At 27.3% G+C, this 19,116-nt stretch carries 24 protein-coding genes and 1 pseudogene; 14 read left to right on the top strand and 11 right to left on the bottom strand.

Annotation, left to right across the window (positions count from 1 at the left end; genetic code table 4):
- The 6 genes and pseudogenes from MSROBK_RS01025 to tyrS form a co-directional block, all read left to right on the top strand.
- Positions 1-234, top strand: a pseudogene (locus tag MSROBK_RS01025) (hypothetical protein); the annotation flags it as partial.
- 107 nt (positions 235-341) lie between these two features.
- Positions 342-671 (top strand): hypothetical protein, encoded by a 330-nt coding sequence (locus MSROBK_RS11295; RefSeq protein ID WP_227991320.1) that lies wholly within the window; start codon positions 342-344, stop codon positions 669-671.
- A 51-nt stretch (positions 672-722) separates the two neighbouring features.
- Positions 723-1,415, top strand: coding sequence for a hypothetical protein (locus MSROBK_RS11290; RefSeq protein WP_227991319.1), 693 nt, complete (start codon positions 723-725; stop codon positions 1,413-1,415).
- 80 nt (positions 1,416-1,495) lie between these two features.
- Complete coding sequence (locus tag MSROBK_RS01015; protein ID WP_040092637.1) at positions 1,496-1,849, top strand: hypothetical protein; 354 nt, start codon at positions 1,496-1,498, stop codon at positions 1,847-1,849.
- A 2-nt stretch (positions 1,850-1,851) separates the two neighbouring features.
- Entirely contained in the window at positions 1,852-2,358 is a 507-nt protein-coding gene (locus MSROBK_RS01010) for a hypothetical protein (protein ID WP_040092635.1), read from the top strand.
- A gap of 43 nt (positions 2,359-2,401) precedes the next feature.
- Positions 2,402-3,652: a tyrosine--tRNA ligase gene (gene tyrS, locus MSROBK_RS01005; protein ID WP_040092633.1), complete on the top strand. Its 1,251-nt coding sequence runs from the start codon at positions 2,402-2,404 to the stop codon at positions 3,650-3,652.
- Positions 3,653-3,711: 59 nt separating this feature from the next.
- Here tyrS and MSROBK_RS01000 read toward each other — a convergent pair whose 3' ends face one another.
- Entirely contained in the window at positions 3,712-3,957 is a 246-nt protein-coding gene (locus MSROBK_RS01000) for a hypothetical protein (RefSeq protein WP_040092631.1), read from the bottom strand.
- A 501-nt stretch (positions 3,958-4,458) separates the two neighbouring features.
- Between MSROBK_RS01000 and MSROBK_RS12600 the strand changes: the two genes are divergently transcribed.
- Positions 4,459-4,911 (top strand): IS5 family transposase, encoded by a 453-nt coding sequence (locus MSROBK_RS12600; protein ID WP_040092630.1) that lies wholly within the window; start codon positions 4,459-4,461, stop codon positions 4,909-4,911.
- A complete protein-coding gene (locus MSROBK_RS12595) occupies positions 4,896-5,294 on the top strand; it encodes a transposase family protein (protein ID WP_416375434.1) in 399 nt (132 codons plus the stop codon). Before MSROBK_RS12600 ends, MSROBK_RS12595 begins: the two co-directional genes overlap by 16 nt.
- A 473-nt stretch (positions 5,295-5,767) precedes the next feature.
- On the opposite strand, the gene MSROBK_RS12590 is transcribed toward MSROBK_RS12595, so the two are convergent.
- Positions 5,768-6,166: a transposase family protein gene (locus tag MSROBK_RS12590; protein ID WP_242441474.1), complete on the bottom strand. Its 399-nt coding sequence runs from the start codon at positions 6,164-6,166 to the stop codon at positions 5,768-5,770.
- Positions 6,151-6,603, bottom strand: a complete 453-nt coding sequence (locus tag MSROBK_RS12585) for an IS5 family transposase (RefSeq protein ID WP_040092626.1) — start codon at positions 6,601-6,603, stop codon at positions 6,151-6,153. Before MSROBK_RS12585 ends, MSROBK_RS12590 begins: the two co-directional genes overlap by 16 nt.
- A 303-nt stretch (positions 6,604-6,906) precedes the next feature.
- Here MSROBK_RS12585 and MSROBK_RS00985 point away from each other — a divergent pair, with 303 nt between their 5' ends.
- The 3 genes from MSROBK_RS00985 to MSROBK_RS12575 all read left to right on the top strand — a co-directional run bounded on the left by MSROBK_RS00985 (position 6,907) and on the right by MSROBK_RS12575 (position 8,016).
- Positions 6,907-7,077 (top strand): hypothetical protein, encoded by a 171-nt coding sequence (locus MSROBK_RS00985; RefSeq protein WP_157944216.1) that lies wholly within the window; start codon positions 6,907-6,909, stop codon positions 7,075-7,077.
- Between the two features lie 103 nt (positions 7,078-7,180).
- Entirely contained in the window at positions 7,181-7,633 is a 453-nt protein-coding gene (locus MSROBK_RS12580) for an IS5 family transposase (protein WP_040092446.1), read from the top strand.
- The gene (locus MSROBK_RS12575) at positions 7,618-8,016 is read left to right on the top strand and encodes a transposase family protein (RefSeq protein ID WP_242441474.1); all 399 of its coding nucleotides are present in this window, start codon (positions 7,618-7,620) and stop codon (positions 8,014-8,016) included. The genes MSROBK_RS12580 and MSROBK_RS12575 overlap by 16 nt, the downstream gene beginning before the upstream one ends.
- Before the next feature lie 196 nt (positions 8,017-8,212).
- Here MSROBK_RS12575 and MSROBK_RS12570 read toward each other — a convergent pair whose 3' ends face one another.
- From MSROBK_RS12570 to sufC, 7 genes are all read right to left on the bottom strand, one after another.
- A complete protein-coding gene (locus MSROBK_RS12570) occupies positions 8,213-8,611 on the bottom strand; it encodes a transposase family protein (RefSeq protein WP_242441474.1) in 399 nt (132 codons plus the stop codon).
- Positions 8,596-9,048: an IS5 family transposase gene (locus tag MSROBK_RS12565; RefSeq protein ID WP_040092625.1), complete on the bottom strand. Its 453-nt coding sequence runs from the start codon at positions 9,046-9,048 to the stop codon at positions 8,596-8,598. Before MSROBK_RS12565 ends, MSROBK_RS12570 begins: the two co-directional genes overlap by 16 nt.
- 223 nt (positions 9,049-9,271) lie before the next feature.
- Positions 9,272-10,684 (bottom strand): Fe-S cluster assembly protein SufB, encoded by a 1,413-nt coding sequence (gene sufB / locus MSROBK_RS00970; protein WP_040092624.1) that lies wholly within the window; start codon positions 10,682-10,684, stop codon positions 9,272-9,274.
- A gap of 14 nt (positions 10,685-10,698) precedes the next feature.
- On the bottom strand, positions 10,699-11,154 hold the full coding sequence (sufU, locus tag MSROBK_RS00965) for a Fe-S cluster assembly sulfur transfer protein SufU (RefSeq protein ID WP_040092623.1): 456 nt from the start codon (positions 11,152-11,154) through the stop codon (positions 10,699-10,701).
- A complete protein-coding gene (locus MSROBK_RS00960; RefSeq protein WP_040092622.1) occupies positions 11,155-12,384 on the bottom strand; it encodes an aminotransferase class V-fold PLP-dependent enzyme in 1,230 nt (409 codons plus the stop codon). It lies immediately after the preceding gene.
- 2 nt (positions 12,385-12,386) lie between these two features.
- Positions 12,387-13,220: a SufB/SufD family protein gene (locus tag MSROBK_RS00955; RefSeq protein ID WP_040092621.1), complete on the bottom strand. Its 834-nt coding sequence runs from the start codon at positions 13,218-13,220 to the stop codon at positions 12,387-12,389.
- 2 nt (positions 13,221-13,222) lie between these two features.
- Complete coding sequence (gene sufC / locus MSROBK_RS00950; RefSeq protein WP_040092620.1) at positions 13,223-14,038, bottom strand: Fe-S cluster assembly ATPase SufC; 816 nt, start codon at positions 14,036-14,038, stop codon at positions 13,223-13,225.
- Positions 14,039-14,227: 189 nt separating this feature from the next.
- Between sufC and MSROBK_RS00945 the strand changes: the two genes are divergently transcribed.
- Entirely contained in the window at positions 14,228-16,501 is a 2,274-nt protein-coding gene (locus tag MSROBK_RS00945) for a lipoprotein (RefSeq protein ID WP_052443416.1), read from the top strand.
- Positions 16,501-18,195, top strand: a complete 1,695-nt coding sequence (locus MSROBK_RS00940) for a lipoprotein (protein WP_040092619.1) — start codon at positions 16,501-16,503, stop codon at positions 18,193-18,195. The genes MSROBK_RS00945 and MSROBK_RS00940 overlap by 1 nt, the downstream gene beginning before the upstream one ends.
- 132 nt (positions 18,196-18,327) lie before the next feature.
- Here the strand turns inward: MSROBK_RS00940 and MSROBK_RS00935 are convergent, their stop codons facing one another.
- Positions 18,328-18,477 carry a hypothetical protein gene (locus MSROBK_RS00935; protein ID WP_157944215.1) on the bottom strand — a complete coding sequence of 50 codons (150 nt, stop codon included), beginning with the start codon at positions 18,475-18,477 and terminating at the stop codon, positions 18,328-18,330.
- Between the two features lie 221 nt (positions 18,478-18,698).
- Between MSROBK_RS00935 and MSROBK_RS00930 the strand changes: the two genes are divergently transcribed.
- Positions 18,699-19,115, top strand: a complete 417-nt coding sequence (locus tag MSROBK_RS00930; RefSeq protein WP_040092618.1) for an HIT family protein — start codon at positions 18,699-18,701, stop codon at positions 19,113-19,115.
- Position 19,116 lies beyond the last annotated feature (1 nt).

Genomic DNA, 19,116 nt, shown 5'->3' with positions numbered 1-19,116 from the left:
GAAAAACAATACTCCGTTGATGAAATTAGGGGGGTCAATAAACATTTAGTTTGGGCCCTGCGACAAGCGTTAAATCAGCAAGGTTATGATTATGTTAAAATTATTGTTTCTTCAGGATTTAATGTTCAAAAAATTATTGAATTTGAGACGGAAGGGGTGCCAGTAGATATCTATGGGGTTGGTCAATCTTTAGCAAAAATTAATTTGGTTTTACTGGTGATGCTGTACAATTAAATGGTATTGATCAAGCCAAAGTTGGTCGTCATAACATTATTTCAAATCGACTAGTTAAAAAGTAAGAAATGTTTTATAATATTAGGTAAATAAAGGGGGTTTTCATGATGAGTGAAAATAAAAACCAAAAAATCGAATCCTATTATAATCATGATGATGCTTATCCTCATCTAAAACGTGAACAAAAAGCACAGCAACAACAAGAAGAAATACCAGAAACAACTAGTGTTGAGCATCAGGTTGAGAAAAAGCCTCCTTTAAATCCAATAGGAGAAGTTATTTCACCTTTGTATGGGAAAAAACTTGATGGAGCTAATGAATTTAAACACACAATAAGTAGTTATGAAGATAATTTACATGATGAACTCGAAAATGCTGCTTCAAATTCAATTAATGAAATTATTGAACAAAAAATTGTTGAGAAAAAGCTGAATTAGCAAAAATTTATGTTGTGGAAGAAAAAATTTCAGATGCTGAAAAGGCTAATGTTGAACAATATTTTAAAAAAATATGATCCATTGACAGATAGCAACAAAATTAAATCAACTTTAAAAAATCGCAATAAATTATCAGAACAAGCAGCTCAAACAGTGTCATTTTTATTTAAACAACGTAAAAATGGGGAAAATATTTTTGGGGAGCGAACAAATGAATTAACGTTAGAATTAGAACAAATTAAAGAGAAAATTAGTAACCCAAAACCACGCCATCAAGTTGATGAATATGAACAAACAGCATTGTTTGAAGGAATAGAAGAACAAAAACTAATTAATGAACAAATTCGCCAAGCGATTGCAAAAGCCAATCAAATTGATGATAATTTTTCCGAGGATATGCCATTAGATCAACGCCGTCGTTTAATTCAACAGAACTCAACTAAAGCGGGAGCAGTTAGATTTAAAACATCACTTAATTTACAAGAAAGTAATGTAAACAATCAATTTTTGCGTCGTTCAAAACCAATTGCACAGTATCATAAAAACTTGCATGATTTGCGAAAAGAAGATTCCGATTCAGAAACAAAACATGTTAATGACTATTATACTAAACGCAATCCATATTTATCACGGATGTTAGAAATGGAAGAACGAACTACGCGAGAAGCTGAGGAAAAACGCAAAGAACGAATTAAAACCCAAATTAATGAAAGTAAAAATTTTGATAAAGATGAGAATAAATAAGGATTTTTATTTTGATATTAAATAAAATAAGTTATAATGTAAAAGTAATATTTATTTGATTAGAAAAAAGGGTGGAAAAAATGATATATATCTTAGCAACTAGTGACGATTTATTAATTTCACAAACAATTTTAATTATTGTTTTATTATTTTTAGCAATTGTATTTTGTTGTTATGGAATTATTGCTGCACGGAAAGTTGCAATTGCTGCTAAGAAATTTGATTATTTTGTTGAAGACTTAACTTATAAATCAGAAATGTTAAACTCGACTGTTGATACAGTTGTTAAAGTTTCAAATTATATTGATGTTTTTGAAGCTTTTGCGAAACGGAATGTTAAAGCATGAGTAAAAGTTATTGCCCGTAATAAAGATATTGCTTATCGAATTGTTGATAAATTAAAAGATTTTGCTAATTCTGATGAGAAGGAATAATTATGGCTTTTAAATTTGTTAAAACATTAGCAATTATGGTAGCGGGGATGCTTATTGCCCCTAAAAAAGGATCAGAATTACGCCAAGATTTTATTAATTTAGTTAAAAAATATAATCCACAATTGAAAAAAATGGTTAATAAAATTGAAATTGTGTGAGAAAAATCACAAGGAATTGAATCAGACGAAGTAGCAGCTGATATTGAATTACGAATCAAAGATGTTAAGGGTGCGGTAGAAATTTTAGATTCTGCTTCAACAAAAGAAATGGCTTATAAAGCATTAAAGAAAATTGATGTTGGGACAGTAAAATTAATTAAAGCTGCCGCAAAATCACCAAATGTTCGTGCTGTTGCGAAAGACTTAGCTAAAATAACAGTTTCTGCTATTGATGCGGGAATTAAAGTAACAGAAGATCTGAAAAAAACATCAGCGTCAATTTCAGAAAAAATTATTGAAGAGGAAAAACCTAATCAACTTAAAAAAATCGCAAAAGTCGATAAAGAATAACTCTAACAATTTAGAGTTTTTTAAATAGTAGAGGAAATAAAAGATGGTAAAAGATATTATAGAAGAATTAAAATGACGAGGTCTATTAAAACAAGTAACTAATGAGACAAAATTATTAAAAGCTCAAACTTTAAAAAAAGGGGTTTATTGTGGTTTTGATCCGACAGGTGATTCATTACATGTTGGGCATTTAATTCAAATCATGTTATTAAAACGGTTTGAAATGTTTGGTTTTCAACCAATTGCAATTATTGGTGGCGGAACTGGAATGATTGGTGACCCAAGTGGTAAGAAAGCAGAACGTGTATTATTAAATGATGAGACAATTATGTACAATGTCCAAGCAATAAGTAAACAAATGCAACAATTAATTGGAAAAAATGTCCGAATGGTTAATAATACTGATTGATTACAAAAAATGACTTTAATTGATTTTTTACGAACTGTTGGAAAAGATTTTAATATTAGTTATTTGTTGGCAAAAGAAAATATCGCGACAAGAATTGAAGTTGGTTTATCGTATACTGAGTTTGCTTATACTTTATTACAAGCATATGATTTTTATCAATTATATGTTAATTATGATTGTGCTGTTCAAACCGGAGGAAGTGACCAATGAGGAAATATTACTTCAGGGACAGACTATATTCATAAACAAATTGGCGAAGATAATTTAGCTTGTGGTTTAACAATGAACTTATTAACAAAAGCTGATGGGACAAAATTTGGAAAAACAGAATCAGGAGCCGTTTGGTTAGATCCAAAAAAAACATCACCATATGAATTTTACCAATTTTTCTTTAATCAAGATGATCAAGAAACCGGGAAATTATTACGTTATTTGACAATGTTAACAGAAGCAGAAATTATTGCAATTGAAAAAGAACACCAAAAAGAACCAGCAAAGCGAATTGCACAAAAAAAATTAGCTGAAGCAGTAACATTATTTGTGCATCAAGCAGACGGTTTGAAAACAGCACAAATTGTGAGTGAAGCATTATTTAATGGTAATTTGCACCAGTTATCAGATCAACAGTTGGATCAGTTACAAACTAGTTTACCGTTTTTTTCATTATCAACTTTTGATTTATCAATTCTTGATTTATTAGTTCAAGCAGAAATCGTTTCATCAAAACGAGAAGGGCGGGAGTTTTTAACACAAGGAGCAATCACCGTGAATGGCATTGTTATTAATGAAGAAACATGGACTGTTACAAAAGATAAATTTTTATTTAATAAATACTTAATTGTTCGTCGTGGAAAACGAAAATATCATTTAATTTCTTGTGAATAGTTGAGTATTTAAAATTAAAAAAACACACTTTTATAAGTGTGTTTTTTTATGGTGCAAAATTATTTTAATTCAACGGTTTTACTTTTGATAGATTTCTTTTTATTTTTAACATAAAGACGAGTATAATAAACCACTTGGATTAACAATACAACAAAGATATTAATAAATGCAAATAAACGACAATGTCAAGGTGTTTGTGGTAATGCTAAAACAGCAATTAACATTGCTAAAGCATAAGCATTTAATATTCCTCAGATTGTAATTTTATGTCATAACTTTAATTTTCTTTTCTCAGTTTTTTTCATATTTAGAACCTTTCTGGTATGTTTGACCATTTATATCTGTGTAAAATACACTTAGTATTATTTTAACTTAAAAATCTAAAATTATGTCTTTTATTCTTTAATTTTTAAATTATTTTTCTTAATTTAATTAAATTTAGTTTTTATTTGCTTAAAATAAAAACTAAATAATTGTGCATTATAATGAGATTTTTTCTCATTTTTAATTATACAATTTAGTTATTTGGAAGAAAATTTAAAAGCAATCGGTTGTAATTATCTTAAATTAATAAATAAAAAATAATACATTTAGTATTATTTATTAATTAGAATTTCCTTTTTTACTCAATTCTAATTCATTTTTAGCTTTTTCATATATTTCGATAATTGCTTTATGGCGTAAATATTCTTCTTCTGAAATATTTTGGATGACACGTTCTTTAATTTCATCTTCAATAGACTTCTTGCGATACCCTTTTTTATTAAAATATTATTATAAAATATAATTTATGAGGACATAAAAATATGAACAATAATAAATTTAATACTCTTAATGATAGAGAATGGTTAAGATTAACAGGAATAAAAAAATCCACTTTTAATAAAATGTTAGATATTTTAAAAGTTGCTGAAATAGAAAAATTTAAAAAAGGTGGTAAAACTAATAAATTATCATTAGAAAATAGATTATTGATGACTTTATTATATTGACGAGAATATCCGACTTATTTTCATCTTGGTAAAAGTTTTGATATTAGTGAGGCTAATTGTTATCGTAATATTAAGTGAATTGAAGATATTTTAATTAAAAACTCTGATTTTCAACAACTTGCTGGTAAAAAAGCACTAATAAATGATTATTTTAATGATAAAACTATTATTATTGATGCTACCGAAACTCCAATCCAACGCCCAAAAAAAGACAAAAACAATCTTATTCTGGTAAAAAGAAAAAACACACGATCAAAACACAAGTAATTATCGAACAAGAAACCAAAAAAATTATTGCAACAAGTTTTTCGCTCGGAAAAAAACATGATTATGCTTTATTTAAAGAATCAAAAATCCCAATTTTAAAAAATACCAAATTAATAGTTGATAGTGGTTATCGAGGAATACAAAAAAATCACAATAATGTTCTAATACCTACAAAGAAAACAAAGAAAAACCCTTTAAACAAAGAACAAAAGCAATATAATAGACTAGTTTCAAAAATGAGAATTATTATTGAAAATATTTTTGCTATTCTTAAAAAATTTAAAATTATTACAGAAAAATATCGTAATCGAAGAAAAAGATTTGGTTTAAGATTTAATTTAATTGCCTCAATTTATAATTTACAATTATTATATTTAACATAAAATATTTATTTAAAATTAAATAATTTAAATAATAAATTAATTTTTCGTTGTGGAAAAATATTAAATTTTTAAATAAAAAACATAATTAATTAAAATTATATTTTTCTATTAGTATCTTTTTTACAAATATTTGCAATTTTTTAACAAGTAATGCAAGAAGTCTAATAAATAAAAATATATATTTATTTAATGTGTTAATTGCTTTTTCAATTTCTTCGTTTGTTGCAACATAATCAGAAATTAATTCAAATTTTTCTTCTCAGTTTAAATTATTAACAAACTCTAAAATAAACCGTGGATTTTCTTTAATAGACTTCTTGCATTACTTGTTAAAAAATTGCAAATATTTGTAAAAAAGATACTAATAGAAAAATATAATTTTAATTAATTATGTTTTTTATTTAAAAATTTAATATTTTTCCACAACGAAAAATTAATTTATTATTTAAATTATTTAATTTTAAATAAATATTTTATGTTAAATATAATAATTGTAAATTATAAATTGAGGCAATTAAATTAAATCTTAAACCAAATCTTTTTCTTCGATTACGATATTTTTCTGTAATAATTTTAAATTTTTTAAGAATAGCAAAAATATTTTCAATAATAATTCTCATTTTTGAAACTAGTCTATTATATTGCTTTTGTTCTTTGTTTAAAGGGTTTTTCTTTGTTTTCTTTGTAGGTATTAGAACATTATTGTGATTTTTTTGTATTCCTTGATAACCACTATCAACTATTAATTTGGTATTTTTTAAAATTGGGATTTTTGATTCTTTAAATAAAGCATAATCATGTTTTTTTCCGAGCGAAAAACTTGTTGCAATAATTTTTTTGGTTTCTTGTTCGATAATTACTTGTGTTTTGATCGTGTGTTTTTTCTTTTTACCAGAATAAGATTGTTTTTGTCTTTTTTTGGGCGTTGGAATGGAGTTTCGGTAGCATCAATAATAATAGTTTTATCATTAAAATAATCATTTATTAGTGCTTTTTTACCAGCGAGTTGTTGAAAATCAGAGTTTTTAATTAAAATATCTTCAATTCACTTAATATTACGATAACAATTAGCCTCACTAATATCAAAACTTTTACCAAGATGAAAATAAGTCTGATATTCTCGTCAATATAATAAAGTCATCAATAATCTATTTTCTAATGATAATTTATTAGTTTTACCACCTTTTTTAAATTTTTCTATTTCAGCAACTTTTAAAATATCTAACATTTTATTAAAAGTGGATTTTTTTATTCCTGTTAATCTTAACCATTCTCTATCATTAAGAGTATTAAATTTATTATTGTTCATATTTTTATGTCCTCATAAATTATATTTTATAATAATATTTTAATAAAAAAGGGTATCGCAAGAAGTCTAATATATTCTGATAAAGGTTTATCAATATGTTCGTCAATAAAAATATCAATTTTTTCTGGTAACATTTATTTTTTATACCTCCTGAATCCTTTTAATGTTAATAATTTTTTAAATTATCAACTGCATTTTAATTATAACATTTATTTTTTTAAAAAAATTTTTTGCATTTTTGTAAATAAATATATATAATAATAAAAAATGCCGGAAAGAATTTGAAAAAGACAAGGTATAAAAATGGACAAATTAATTTCTACACTTTTGGGGTTTAAATATCTTGATTTAGCATTATTACTTTTTATTGTTAAAATCTTAGTTTTTTTTGCGGTTCTTTATCTTGCTTCATATATTACTAATCTTTCTGTTTTAAAAATAAAAGTTAAAAAAACCTTGGCAATTGTTTTTTAGTTGTAATTCAAATTAGTTTTTATTTTTTATTAAATAGACTTCTTGCGATACCATTTTTTATTAAAATATTATTATAAAATATAATTTATGAGGACATAAAAATATGAACAATAATAAATTTAATACTCTTAATGATAGAGAATGGTTAAGATTAACAGGAATAAAAAAATCCACTTTTAATAAAATGTTAGATATTTTAAAAGTTGCTGAAATAGAAAAATTTAAAAAAGGTGGTAAAACTAATAAATTATCATTAGAAAATAGATTATTGATGACTTTATTATATTGACGAGAATATCAGACTTATTTTCATCTTGGTAAAAGTTTTGATATTAGTGAGGCTAATTGTTATCGTAATATTAAGTGAATTGAAGATATTTTAATTAAAAACTCTGATTTTCAACAACTTGCTGGTAAAAAAGCACTAATAAATGATTATTTTAATGATAAAACTATTATTATTGATGCTACCGAAACTCCAATCCAACGCCCAAAAAAAGACAAAAACAATCTTATTCTGGTAAAAAGAAAAAACACACGATCAAAACACAAGTAATTATCGAACAAGAAACCAAAAAAATTATTGCAACAAGTTTTTCGCTCGGAAAAAAACATGATTATGCTTTATTTAAAGAATCAAAAATCCCAATTTTAAAAAATACCAAATTAATAGTTGATAGTGGTTATCAAGGAATACAAAAAAATCACAATAATGTTCTAATACCTACAAAGAAAACAAAGAAAAACCCTTTAAACAAAGAACAAAAGCAATATAATAGACTAGTTTCAAAAATGAGAATTATTATTGAAAATATTTTTGCTATTCTTAAAAAATTTAAAATTATTACAGAAAAATATCGTAATCGAAGAAAAAGATTTGGTTTAAGATTTAATTTAATTGCCTCAATTTATAATTTACAATTATTATATTTAACATAAAATATTTATTTAAAATTAAATAATTTAAATAATAAATTAATTTTTCGTTGTGGAAAAATATTAAATTTTTAAATAAAAAACATAATTAATTAAAATTATATTTTTCTATTAGTATCTTTTTTACAAATATTTGCAATTTTTTAACAAGTAATGCAAGAAGTCTATTATTTAAATTATTTAATTTTAAATAAATATTTTATGTTAAATATAATAATTGTAAATTATAAATTGAGGCAATTAAATTAAATCTTAAACCAAATCTTTTTCTTCGATTACGATATTTTTCTGTAATAATTTTAAATTTTTTAAGAATAGCAAAAATATTTTCAATAATAATTCTCATTTTTGAAACTAGTCTATTATATTGCTTTTGTTCTTTGTTTAAAGGGTTTTTCTTTGTTTTCTTTGTAGGTATTAGAACATTATTGTGATTTTTTTGTATTCCTTGATAACCACTATCAACTATTAATTTGGTATTTTTTAAAATTGGGATTTTTGATTCTTTAAATAAAGCATAATCATGTTTTTTTCCGAGCGAAAAACTTGTTGCAATAATTTTTTTGGTTTCTTGTTCGATAATTACTTGTGTTTTGATCGTGTGTTTTTTCTTTTTACCAGAATAAGATTGTTTTTGTCTTTTTTTGGGCGTTGGATTGGAGTTTCGGTAGCATCAATAATAATAGTTTTATCATTAAAATAATCATTTATTAGTGCTTTTTTACCAGCAAGTTGTTGAAAATCAGAGTTTTTAATTAAAATATATTCAATTCACTTAATATTACGATAACAATTAGCCTCACTAATATCAAAACTTTTACCAAGATGAAAATAAGTCTGATATTCTCGTCAATATAATAAAGTCATCAATAATCTATTTTCTAATGATAATTTATTAGTTTTACCACCTTTTTTAAATTTTTCTATTTCAGCAACTTTTAAAATATCTAACATTTTATTAAAAGTGGATTTTTTTATTCCTGTTAATCTTAACCATTCTCTATCATTAAGAGTATTAAATTTATTATTGTTCATATTTTTATGTCCTCATAAATTATATTTTATAATAATATTTTAATAAAAAGGGTATCGCAAGAAGTCTAATAATAAAGGGCAATATTTTTACTATTTTGGATCATATTATTATTAAAAAAACAATCAAAAATTTGTTGCTCTTTTTGATGACGTAATGATAAAGCAATGTTTTGCCGAGCCAGCAGCTTTTCTTGTCGAATCTATTGTTTATCAACAACGGCCATTAACCAACACTGCCTTCCATATCCATCTTAATTAATTGATTCAATTCAACAGCATATTCCATTGGTAATTCTCTTGTAAAAGGTTCTAAAAACCCCATTATAATCATTTCTAAAGCTTCTTGTTCCGATAACCCGCGACTTTGTAAATAAAATAATTGTTCTTCAGAAACTTTACTAACAGTAGCTTCATGTTCAATTTGTGATTCATTATTATAAACTTTATTTTGTGGAATTGTATCTGAATGTGATTTCCCATCTAAAATTAAGGTGTCACATTCAACCCGTGCTTTTGAATATTGAGCTTTTGGTCCAATGTGAACTAAACCACGATAATTTGCTGTTCCACCATTAAAGGTCATTGATTTTGAAATAATTTTTGAAGAAGTATTTTTCCCCAAATGAATCATTTTTGAACCGGCATCTTGAATGACATTTTCTTTTGCAACAGCAATCGAAATACACTGTCCTTTACTATTGTTTCCTTTCAAAATAACACTTGGATATTTCATATTAATTTTTGACCCAATATTACCGTCGATTCATTCCATTTGGCCATTTTCTTCAATAATGCTTCGTTTTGTTACTAAGTTTAAAACATTGTCACTTCAATTTTGAACTGTTGTATAACGCATTTTAGCATTTTTCCCAACAAAAATTTCAACAATTGCGGCATGCAAAGAATCACGAGAATAAATTGGCGCAGTACATCCTTCAATATAATTTAATTCAGCATCATCTTCAACAATAATTAATGTTCGTTCGAACTGTCCACTGTTCTCGTAATTAATTCGGAAATAAGCTTGTAATGGTTTTTCCAATTTAACTCCTTTCGGAACATAAATAAATGAACCGCCTGACCACACGGCACTATTTAAAGCGGCATATTTATTATCTGTATTTGGAACTAATGTCCCAAAGTATTTCTTAAATAACTCAGGATGTTCACGCAACGCCGTATCACAATCTAAAAAGATAACCCCTTTTTCTTCAACTTCTTTTAACATACTACCATAAACCGGCTCACTATCATATTGAGCTTTTATCCCTGCTAAATAATCTCGTTCCGCTGCTGGTAATCCCAACCGATCAAAAGTATTTTTAATTTTTTCTGGTACTTCTTCTCATTTTGTAGCAATGTGATCAGTTGGTTTAATATAGTAAACATAATCATCAAAATTCATAAATTCTAAATTTGGTCCCCAACTTGGGTTATTAATTTTTAAGAAATTACTATATGATTGTAAGCGATATTCGCGCATTCACGCTGGTTCATTTTTATGATCTGAAATTTCATTAATAATATCTTCATTAAGACCTTTCCCCGTGTTATAGTAAGAAATATCTCCGTCATTAAAACCATATTTATAATTAGAAATTTCTTTAATTTGTTTTTCTTGTTTTAACTTTGACATTAATAACACCTCCTTTATTTTTTGTTACTTGGATCTAATAAATTTAATAATAAAGTTTGAAAACCAGTGACACCAATTGTAGCACATTTAATTCGGTTAGGTTGTTTTGCAATATTAATAAATGCAACTAGTTCGTTTAACTTTGTCTCATCATATGGTTTATCAAAAACCATTGCAAAATAATTATCAATAATCGCTAAACCATCACGAATGGTTTTTCCTTCTAATTCCTGCGCCATAATATCTGTTGATGCAGTTGAAATTGCACAACCAACATCATCAAATCGTGCCATCATAATTTTTTGGTCGGCCACTATTAATTCTAAATGAATATCATCAATACATGATTCTGAAGCTTGATGAATTGAGTGTGCGCTGGCTTCTTTCGTTAACCCCTTATATTGTGGTTCTGAATAATGTTCCATAATAATTTGCCGTAAAAACATTGGATCATTTTTATCAAATTCCATTTAAACCAACCTTCCCAAAAAAGCGGTTTCATTAGCAAGGGCTGTTACTAATAAATCAATATCTTCATAACTGTTGTAAATTGAAAAACTAACACGAATTGTATTTTTATCCGGAATAATTTCTCCAATTAACCGAGCACAATGATCACCGCTTCGAACTGTAATTTTGTTACGACTACCGATATGCGTCGCAACATCTTGACAAAAAACATCTTTTACATTAAACACCAATGTTCCCGCTTTAGCATCAGCATTATAAATAATAACCTTATCTTTTAATTTTTGATTAAATTGCTCAAGCGCATATTGTTTTAACTGATGAGTGTAACTAATAATTTCTTTTAATGTAAGTCGATTAACAAAATCAATCGCTGCTCCAAAACCAAAAATATCAGCAATATTAGGTGATCCCGCTTCTAATCGGTCTGGTAATCCCTTTAAAAGATAATCTGACCCGTTGCCTTCAATCCGAGCATTCATTCCGCCACCAACAATTAATGGTTTTAGTTTCAATAATAATTCTTCTTTTCCTCATAAAATTCCAATTCCAGTTGGCCCAAAAATTTTATGAGCAGAAAAAGTAATAAAATCAGCATTTCATTTTTGAACATCAGTTGGCATATGAATAATTCCTTGCGCACAATCAACCACAACAATTATTTCAGGATTAATTTTTTTAATCATTGCAATAATTACCATCGGATTATTTTCATAACCTAAAATATTGGGAACATTAGCAAAAGAAACTATTTTTGTCTTAGCAGTAATCACTTTTGATAATTGTTCTAAATCGATGCTAAAATTTTTTTCTGGTAAAAATTTAACATAACCCTTTTTTTCTGATGCTAAACGATACCATGGTAAAATATTTGCCCCATGTTCTTGTTTTGTAATTAAAATTTCATCTCCGGCATGAATAAGGTCGCTTAACCCATAAGCTATTTGGTTTAAACTATATGTTGTTCCCGACGTAAAAATAATTTCTTGATCTTTTTTAGCATTAATAAAATGCTTAATCTTACCACGAATTGTTTCATATTGCACATTTGTTTCATACCCTAAATCACTATCAGTATTATGAGGATTAGTTCCATAGTGAGTATAATAATTATTAATCGCATCAATCACAACTTGTGGTTTTAAACTAGTTGCTGAACTATCAAGATAAATTTGATCAGCATTATTTTTAAAAAAAGGAAATTCTGCTCTAATTTTTTTATAATCAATCATATTTATTCTCCAATTTCTTTATCAATTTCATCAATAATATTTTTTTGTACTGTTTCATCCTCAATTGCATCAATCACATTTTTAAAATAACCCATGCAAATTAATTTTCGTGCCTGATTAACTGTTAAACCTCTTGTTTGTAAATAAAAGATTTGGTCAGGGTCTAACATTCCCACAGCATTGGCATGGCTTGCCTTAATGTCGTTTTCATCAATCAATAAAATTGGATCAGAAATTGCTTTTGAAGTCTTATCAAAAACTAATAATCGTAACTCTTGATGAGCCTCTGATTTACTCATTGTTTTCTCAATGTGACTAGTACATTTAATGGTTTGTAATGAATTATCCTTTGCGATTGAATATGTTTTAATATCACTTTCAGTTGCGGGCGCTAAATGGTGTGCATAAATAATTGCATTTTTTTGATAATCATGCGTTACCAAACTTGCGAGATAATATTTAAGCGTACTACGCTTGCCTTGTAAATTAAAAGTAACATTTTCGGTAATATTACTATTAACAATGTTTAAATTATAAACATTAACATGGGTTTTTTCTAGCACATTATAAAAAAGATTAGCAACTTGCTCACATTCACGATTTTTATAAATATTAATAATGTTAATTTGATCTTGAGCAGGAATATTATAGTTAATGGTTGCTTCGGCAGTTAAATTTAAAAAAATTAAAAAAGTTTTATTAGAAAGATTAGTTGAAAAATTAAGATTAATAACTTGCCCAGGATTAGTATTTTCAATCGTTAAGTTTTGTGTTGTATCATTAATCAAAAGATTATCACTAATAATTTCTTCTTGCTGATTCAGTAAAACTCGCATTGTTATTTTCCTTTTTGCGCAGCACAGCCAATCCCCGTCAAAGGTTTTGCTTCTGCTTTTTTATTATCAAATGTTAAGTTTAATTCCTGCAATAATCATTCATAACCCTCTTCATTAATCTTTTTAACTAAACTATAATCACCACTTTTAACAATTTTCCCTTTAACAATGACATGGGCATGGGTTGGCTGGACCAAATTAAAAAAACGATCATAATGTGAAACAATAATTGCTGAAAAATTTTCTTGCCGCATTTTATTTAATTCAGCACTAACAACATTCAAAGCATCAACATCTAACCCCGAATCAATTTCATCGATTAAAGCCAATGTTGGTTTTAATAAGTTTAATTGTAAAATTTCATTTTTTTTCTTTTCTCCACCAGAAAAACCAGTATTTAAATAACGGCGAATCATGCTATCATCAATTTTTAAATTTTTAATATTATGATTAATGTCATTATATAATTGTGGTAACTTAATTGGAGCATCGCGATGAGCATTAATAATTACTTTTAAAAAGTCTAAATTTAAAACTCCAGAAATTTCAACTGGTGACTGCATTGCAAAAAAGACACCCATTTTGCTGCGTTCATCAACTGTTTTATTTAAAATACTTTCACCATCAATTAAAATATCCCCACTTTCCACCGTGTAACTAGGGTGTCCCATAATTGTTGATAACAAAGTTGATTTTCCATTTCCATTTGGCCCCATTAAAGCGTGAATTTCATTAATATTAACAGTCAAATTTAAACCATTTAAAATCATCTCATTATCAGCAGAAACAAATAAATCTTTTATCTCAATCTTTTGCATTTTTACTCCTCCTTTATAAGAGCTTCTTTCGTTATTTTCAAGTGAAATATCTTTATTTTTTTAAAAATAAAGTCTACTTTTATTGTACAATAAAAGTAGACTTTATTATAAATTTTTAATAGAATGTACTTAGTATTTTTTTATCAAAAAGTACAAAAAATAATAAGTCAAAAGGAAGGATGAACCAAAATGAAGAAACTTTTATCAGTACTTAGCAGTGTGGTAATAGTCGGGGCAACAACTTCTGGGGTAGTGGCATGTAGTAATAAAGAAAATAACAATCAACATAAAAATGGGAATGGTGATAGTATTTGAGCTTGACTCCCAGGAATTTATGGTGGAAAACAAATTACTTCCCCTGATATTTGAAGTGTTTTAGCAAATCCCTTTGTTGATGCGGGGAATGGAACATGAACAAATGATCCATCACAATGAGATGGACCAACAAGAACTAAAATGTCAGTGCAATTAACGCAAATTTTAAATGTGGCAGCTTTAGCTAATCCAGATAAATTTTTTCCAACTGCTCAAACAACAGTTGGTGATATTGCAGACTATAAAGATTTAAAAGACATTTTAAAAGACCAATGAAATTTATTAGTTCAAAACACAAACAATATTGTTGAGAAAAAGAAACAAAGTTTTAAAGATAGCGACCAAAAAAATTGAGAAAAAAAATATCATGATTTTTTAGATTTAAATTATAAAGATATTACTGGTGCTAGTGGAAATAAAAAATATGAGATTGAAGAGCAGAATTATAAAGCCACTATTATGACAACCGGTGCTGATGGAGGAATTAGTGGAACACAAATGTTAACTAACATTCTATTAAATAATAATATGCGAACATATCAAACTAATACAACTGATACATCAGTAATTAAATTAAGTTCTTTCGCTGATTTTCTTAAAGGCGGAGGACAAGCAAAAGATTGAAATACTAGTGATCAAAACTCACGAACACAAGTAGCTTTAGCTTTTAGTTGAGATAATACAAGTGGAAGTTTTGGTGCAGATTTAAGTCAATTAACAATTGATGCAATTAATACTCGTTTAGACACAATTGCCGGAAATTTAAAAACAGAAGGTTATGATGTTACTAAATATATGGTTAAATTCCCACCAGTAGCAACACCTGTTTTTGCTGATGCAAGTAAAACATCAATTGGAAAACCATTTTTATCACAATCATATGATTCTGGACAATATTCATTATTTCAAAAATATCTTATTGAAAACTGATTCCAAAACGAAAAACCGCTAGCTATTTCAAAAATAACTTATGCCTTTAAATCGGGAGTAACACCAACTGATACTGGTTTTACAAAAGATAGTTTTGATGAAAACACCCAAAATCAAATTAATACTGATTTAACTGCTTTAAAAACCGCACCAAGTTGAGATGATTTTATTAACAATAGTAAAGGAACTGCAACACCATCAACAGACTTATTAACATTAAGTACACAAGCGGATGCTGTTAAATCGAATATTTTAAAAGCAAGTGTTTATGATAGTATTGGCGCTACATCAACAGCACCAGTTGTTGATTTAGATGCAGCAGTAACTGCTATTGGGAGAAAAGCTACTGCCGATTCAATTAGTGGAAACTGAACAGTCGGTAACACTAAAGATATGGTAGTTGCCTTCTTTGACACAAATGGACTAAATTTAGTTCATCTTGATGGTCGTGAATATTTAGCTGACGCAACCGCAACATTATATAGTCCTTATAATAGTGATTGACAATTTAAAAGTTTAAATTATTCAAACATTTCATATAAAGCAATGTCTGATAAATCACAAATTATGACAACAGATAAAGCACAACAAAAAATGAATACACAATTTGCTAATGCCCAATATTTATGGTATTTAACAAACCGTAGTTTAGTTAATAACGATAGTACTAGCAAACTTAAATTTAAAGTTTTAGACGAGGTTAAGAAATACGCGACATTGTCTTCATCTTCTGGTTCAGCTGATGATAAAACATGATGATTCTGAACTTATGACTTTTTCAATAATAAAATTTTACAAAATGGAGCAGGTCCTGACCAATGATTAAAAAACTTTATTACTTTTAAAGATGGTGAAGGACACGATAATGCTGATTGATTTACGTTAATTATTAGCGCAATGACAACAAACTTATCAGGAGGAGCAGTTCAACGTTTATATAGTAGTTTTGAAGCAGAAAACAAAACGATTCAAGGCTATAAAACTGGTGGACCCGCCGCAGAAATTAAAACAAAAGCTATTGTCGATAAAATTGCTCAATCAAAATATTGAGATGAACAAATTAAAACAAATTATTCAGGACTTCATACTAGCTCTACTCAAACTGCCTTTTGATTACATCAATTTAAAACTTGAGAAAAAGATAAAACAAAATATTATAATAATGGTGATCAAAATTGATATCGTGATGACTTTAGCACAATAGGAGGTAGAAGATAATGAAAAAATTATTAAGCATCTTAGGTGCAATAACAATTGTTACTTCTGCCAGCACCACTGTTGTTGCTTGTGGGAAAAAGAACTTTGAGCGTTTTACTGACCCAGCAATTGCTGTTGAAGTTAAACGTTGAATTATTGCCCAAATTGATTCAGAAAATCAATCAAGTTACGTAAAATATTCATTTAATGATATTTTTACAAAAGCGGACCTAAAAACAATGGCTGTCCGATTATTAGATACTAATATTTCGAAATTCTTCTATGCCTCAGAAGAAGCAACAAGAGCTCGTTATACTGGAGTAACAATTGATGTTAGTAAGCCAGAAAATGAATTAGCAAAACAAATTGTTAGTTTTGTGGAACAAGTTGCTCTTGATAATTTGTACACGAAATATTTAACTGGAATATCAAATTATACACCATTAGAATTAATAATTGCTGGCCAAGGATATGCACCTGATTACCAATCAGAAAAATGATTTGTTGGAGGAGTCCAATCATATTTCTGAAAATCAACCACAATATCACCTGATTATACGAAATCACAAAAAGATCAAGGGGAAAATAACTTTGAGATTAAAATTAAACCTGCAGGAAATGACTATACTGACTTCAATAAAATGACAGAAGATGAAAAGAAAATTGCTTTAAAAATTCGTTTTAATGATTATTATAAACATGTTGAAGTCCCAGCTGTAATTGATAAAATTATTACTGCAACCTATTTACACCAAAACGAAATTAAACGTTATGGTAGTGGTGATAATACAGAAATTTATTTAAATCGTAACAGTGCCTTATTTAATGCCATTCAATCATGAGACACAATTAGTGGTGCTCGTTGAAATTCATATGTTAAGATGGTTTGAGAATTAAAATTAGATAAAGCTAGTTTAGATAAACTATTCGAGACTGGTGGAGCATTAGAAAATGTTGCAACTTTAAATACTGATTTAACAAACAAAGAAGATATTCTAACAGCTAACTTAAAAAATATGTTTAATGCCAAAAATGGTGATGAATTTAAAAATATGATTAACGAAGGAATTGACCCAATCTTTGGCCTTAGTGGCTTTAAAGGTTTTGTTGGAATCAATAAAAGTAAAAATGAAATCTTTACAACCCTAAATAATGCTGATGCATATAAACAAAAAATTATTGAAACCGCAACACCAGGGATTATTAAATCAGGGGAAGGAACAAGTCCTTCAAGTTATCAGTTTTTAGATGCTAACCGAAGATATGGATCAGTTGTTCTAGTCTTACCAATTTATACAATTGACTTAATGAAAAATATGAACATTAATTATCAAAATACTAAGACAAATAACAAACCATTATCATTAACTTGATATGGGTCAGGAGGAACACCAGCCAACCTAGACCAAGCATGAGTATCACAACAAGGAGGCGCTAAACGTTCATTATCATGATTATATAATCAAACAGGTTATTTAGGAACATATGATGAAAATGGAAATGCCCTTTATGATAAAGACGGAATTCCAACAAACGTGCCAAATGTTAAAGGACAAATCTTAAAGTGAATTGAATATACTTTTGCTCAGTTTAGTGATTTGCAAACCGCAGCAAAAACAAGACTATATTCATTAGCCTTTGGTTATAATCCAGAAAATGTTTACTCGCAAACTTTATTTGATGCAATTGAATCATTTATTGTTAAAGAAGATTAAAAATCTTCTTTTTTTATTAAAAAAAGCAAACTGCTTTGCTTTCATAAAATAAGAGCTTTACTTAGTCCTGGTATTTTTCATTTCAGATTTTTTTGACAGATACTAGTAACTCTTCAAAGTAGGCTGCTTGTTTTAAATCATTAGGTTCAATACTTTTTTTCGTTGGCTAATTTGATGTTTTAATACTTCAAGATATTCATAAATATCTTCCCCTAACATACGGTATCGCCCAACAATTTCTTTAGCTTCATCATGAGCTGTTTTTGTACGATTATCTTCCATTATAATCATCTCCTCTCATTCTGTTTGCTACATATATATTATATCACAAAATTTAAGGAATTATTAGATGATTTATAGCCATTAATTATAACAGAAAAATAATAAATTTTTTAAAAAAGTTAGAAATTTTTAACTATTTATTTTTCCTTTCCCAAAAGCAAAGATGCTATAACTCGCCTTATAAGTTTGCTATAATTATTTCATAAGGAGCTGATGTAAAAATGAACAAAAGTGATTGCATCTTTTGTAAAATTATTGCCCAAGAAATTCCGAGTAAAAAAATCTATGAAAATGATCTTGTTTACGCTTTTTTAGATTTATTTCCAAATAGTGATGGTCACACCTTAATAATTCCAAAAAAACACTTTGATTATTATAGTGAAACAGATGATGAACATTTAGCTGCTGTTGCAAAAGTTGGAAAAAAAGTTGCCCAAAAAATGTATCAAGTTTTAAAACCTGTTGGAATTAACTACGTTATTAATGAAAAAAGTGAAGCTTTTCAACAAGTCTTTCACTATCATCTTCATGTTATTCCAAAATATAAAAAAGAAGAAGGCTATGGTTTTAAACTAAACATTGATAAAGAAAAGCTACGGGACCTTGATGAGATCAAAGAACTTTTAACTTTAAAATAAA

This window comes from Spiroplasma poulsonii, from assembly GCF_009866525.1.
GTDB lineage: Bacteria > Bacillota_I > Bacilli_A > Mycoplasmatales > Mycoplasmataceae > Spiroplasma > Spiroplasma poulsonii.
This window is presented reverse-complemented; position numbering and strand designations above follow the sequence as displayed.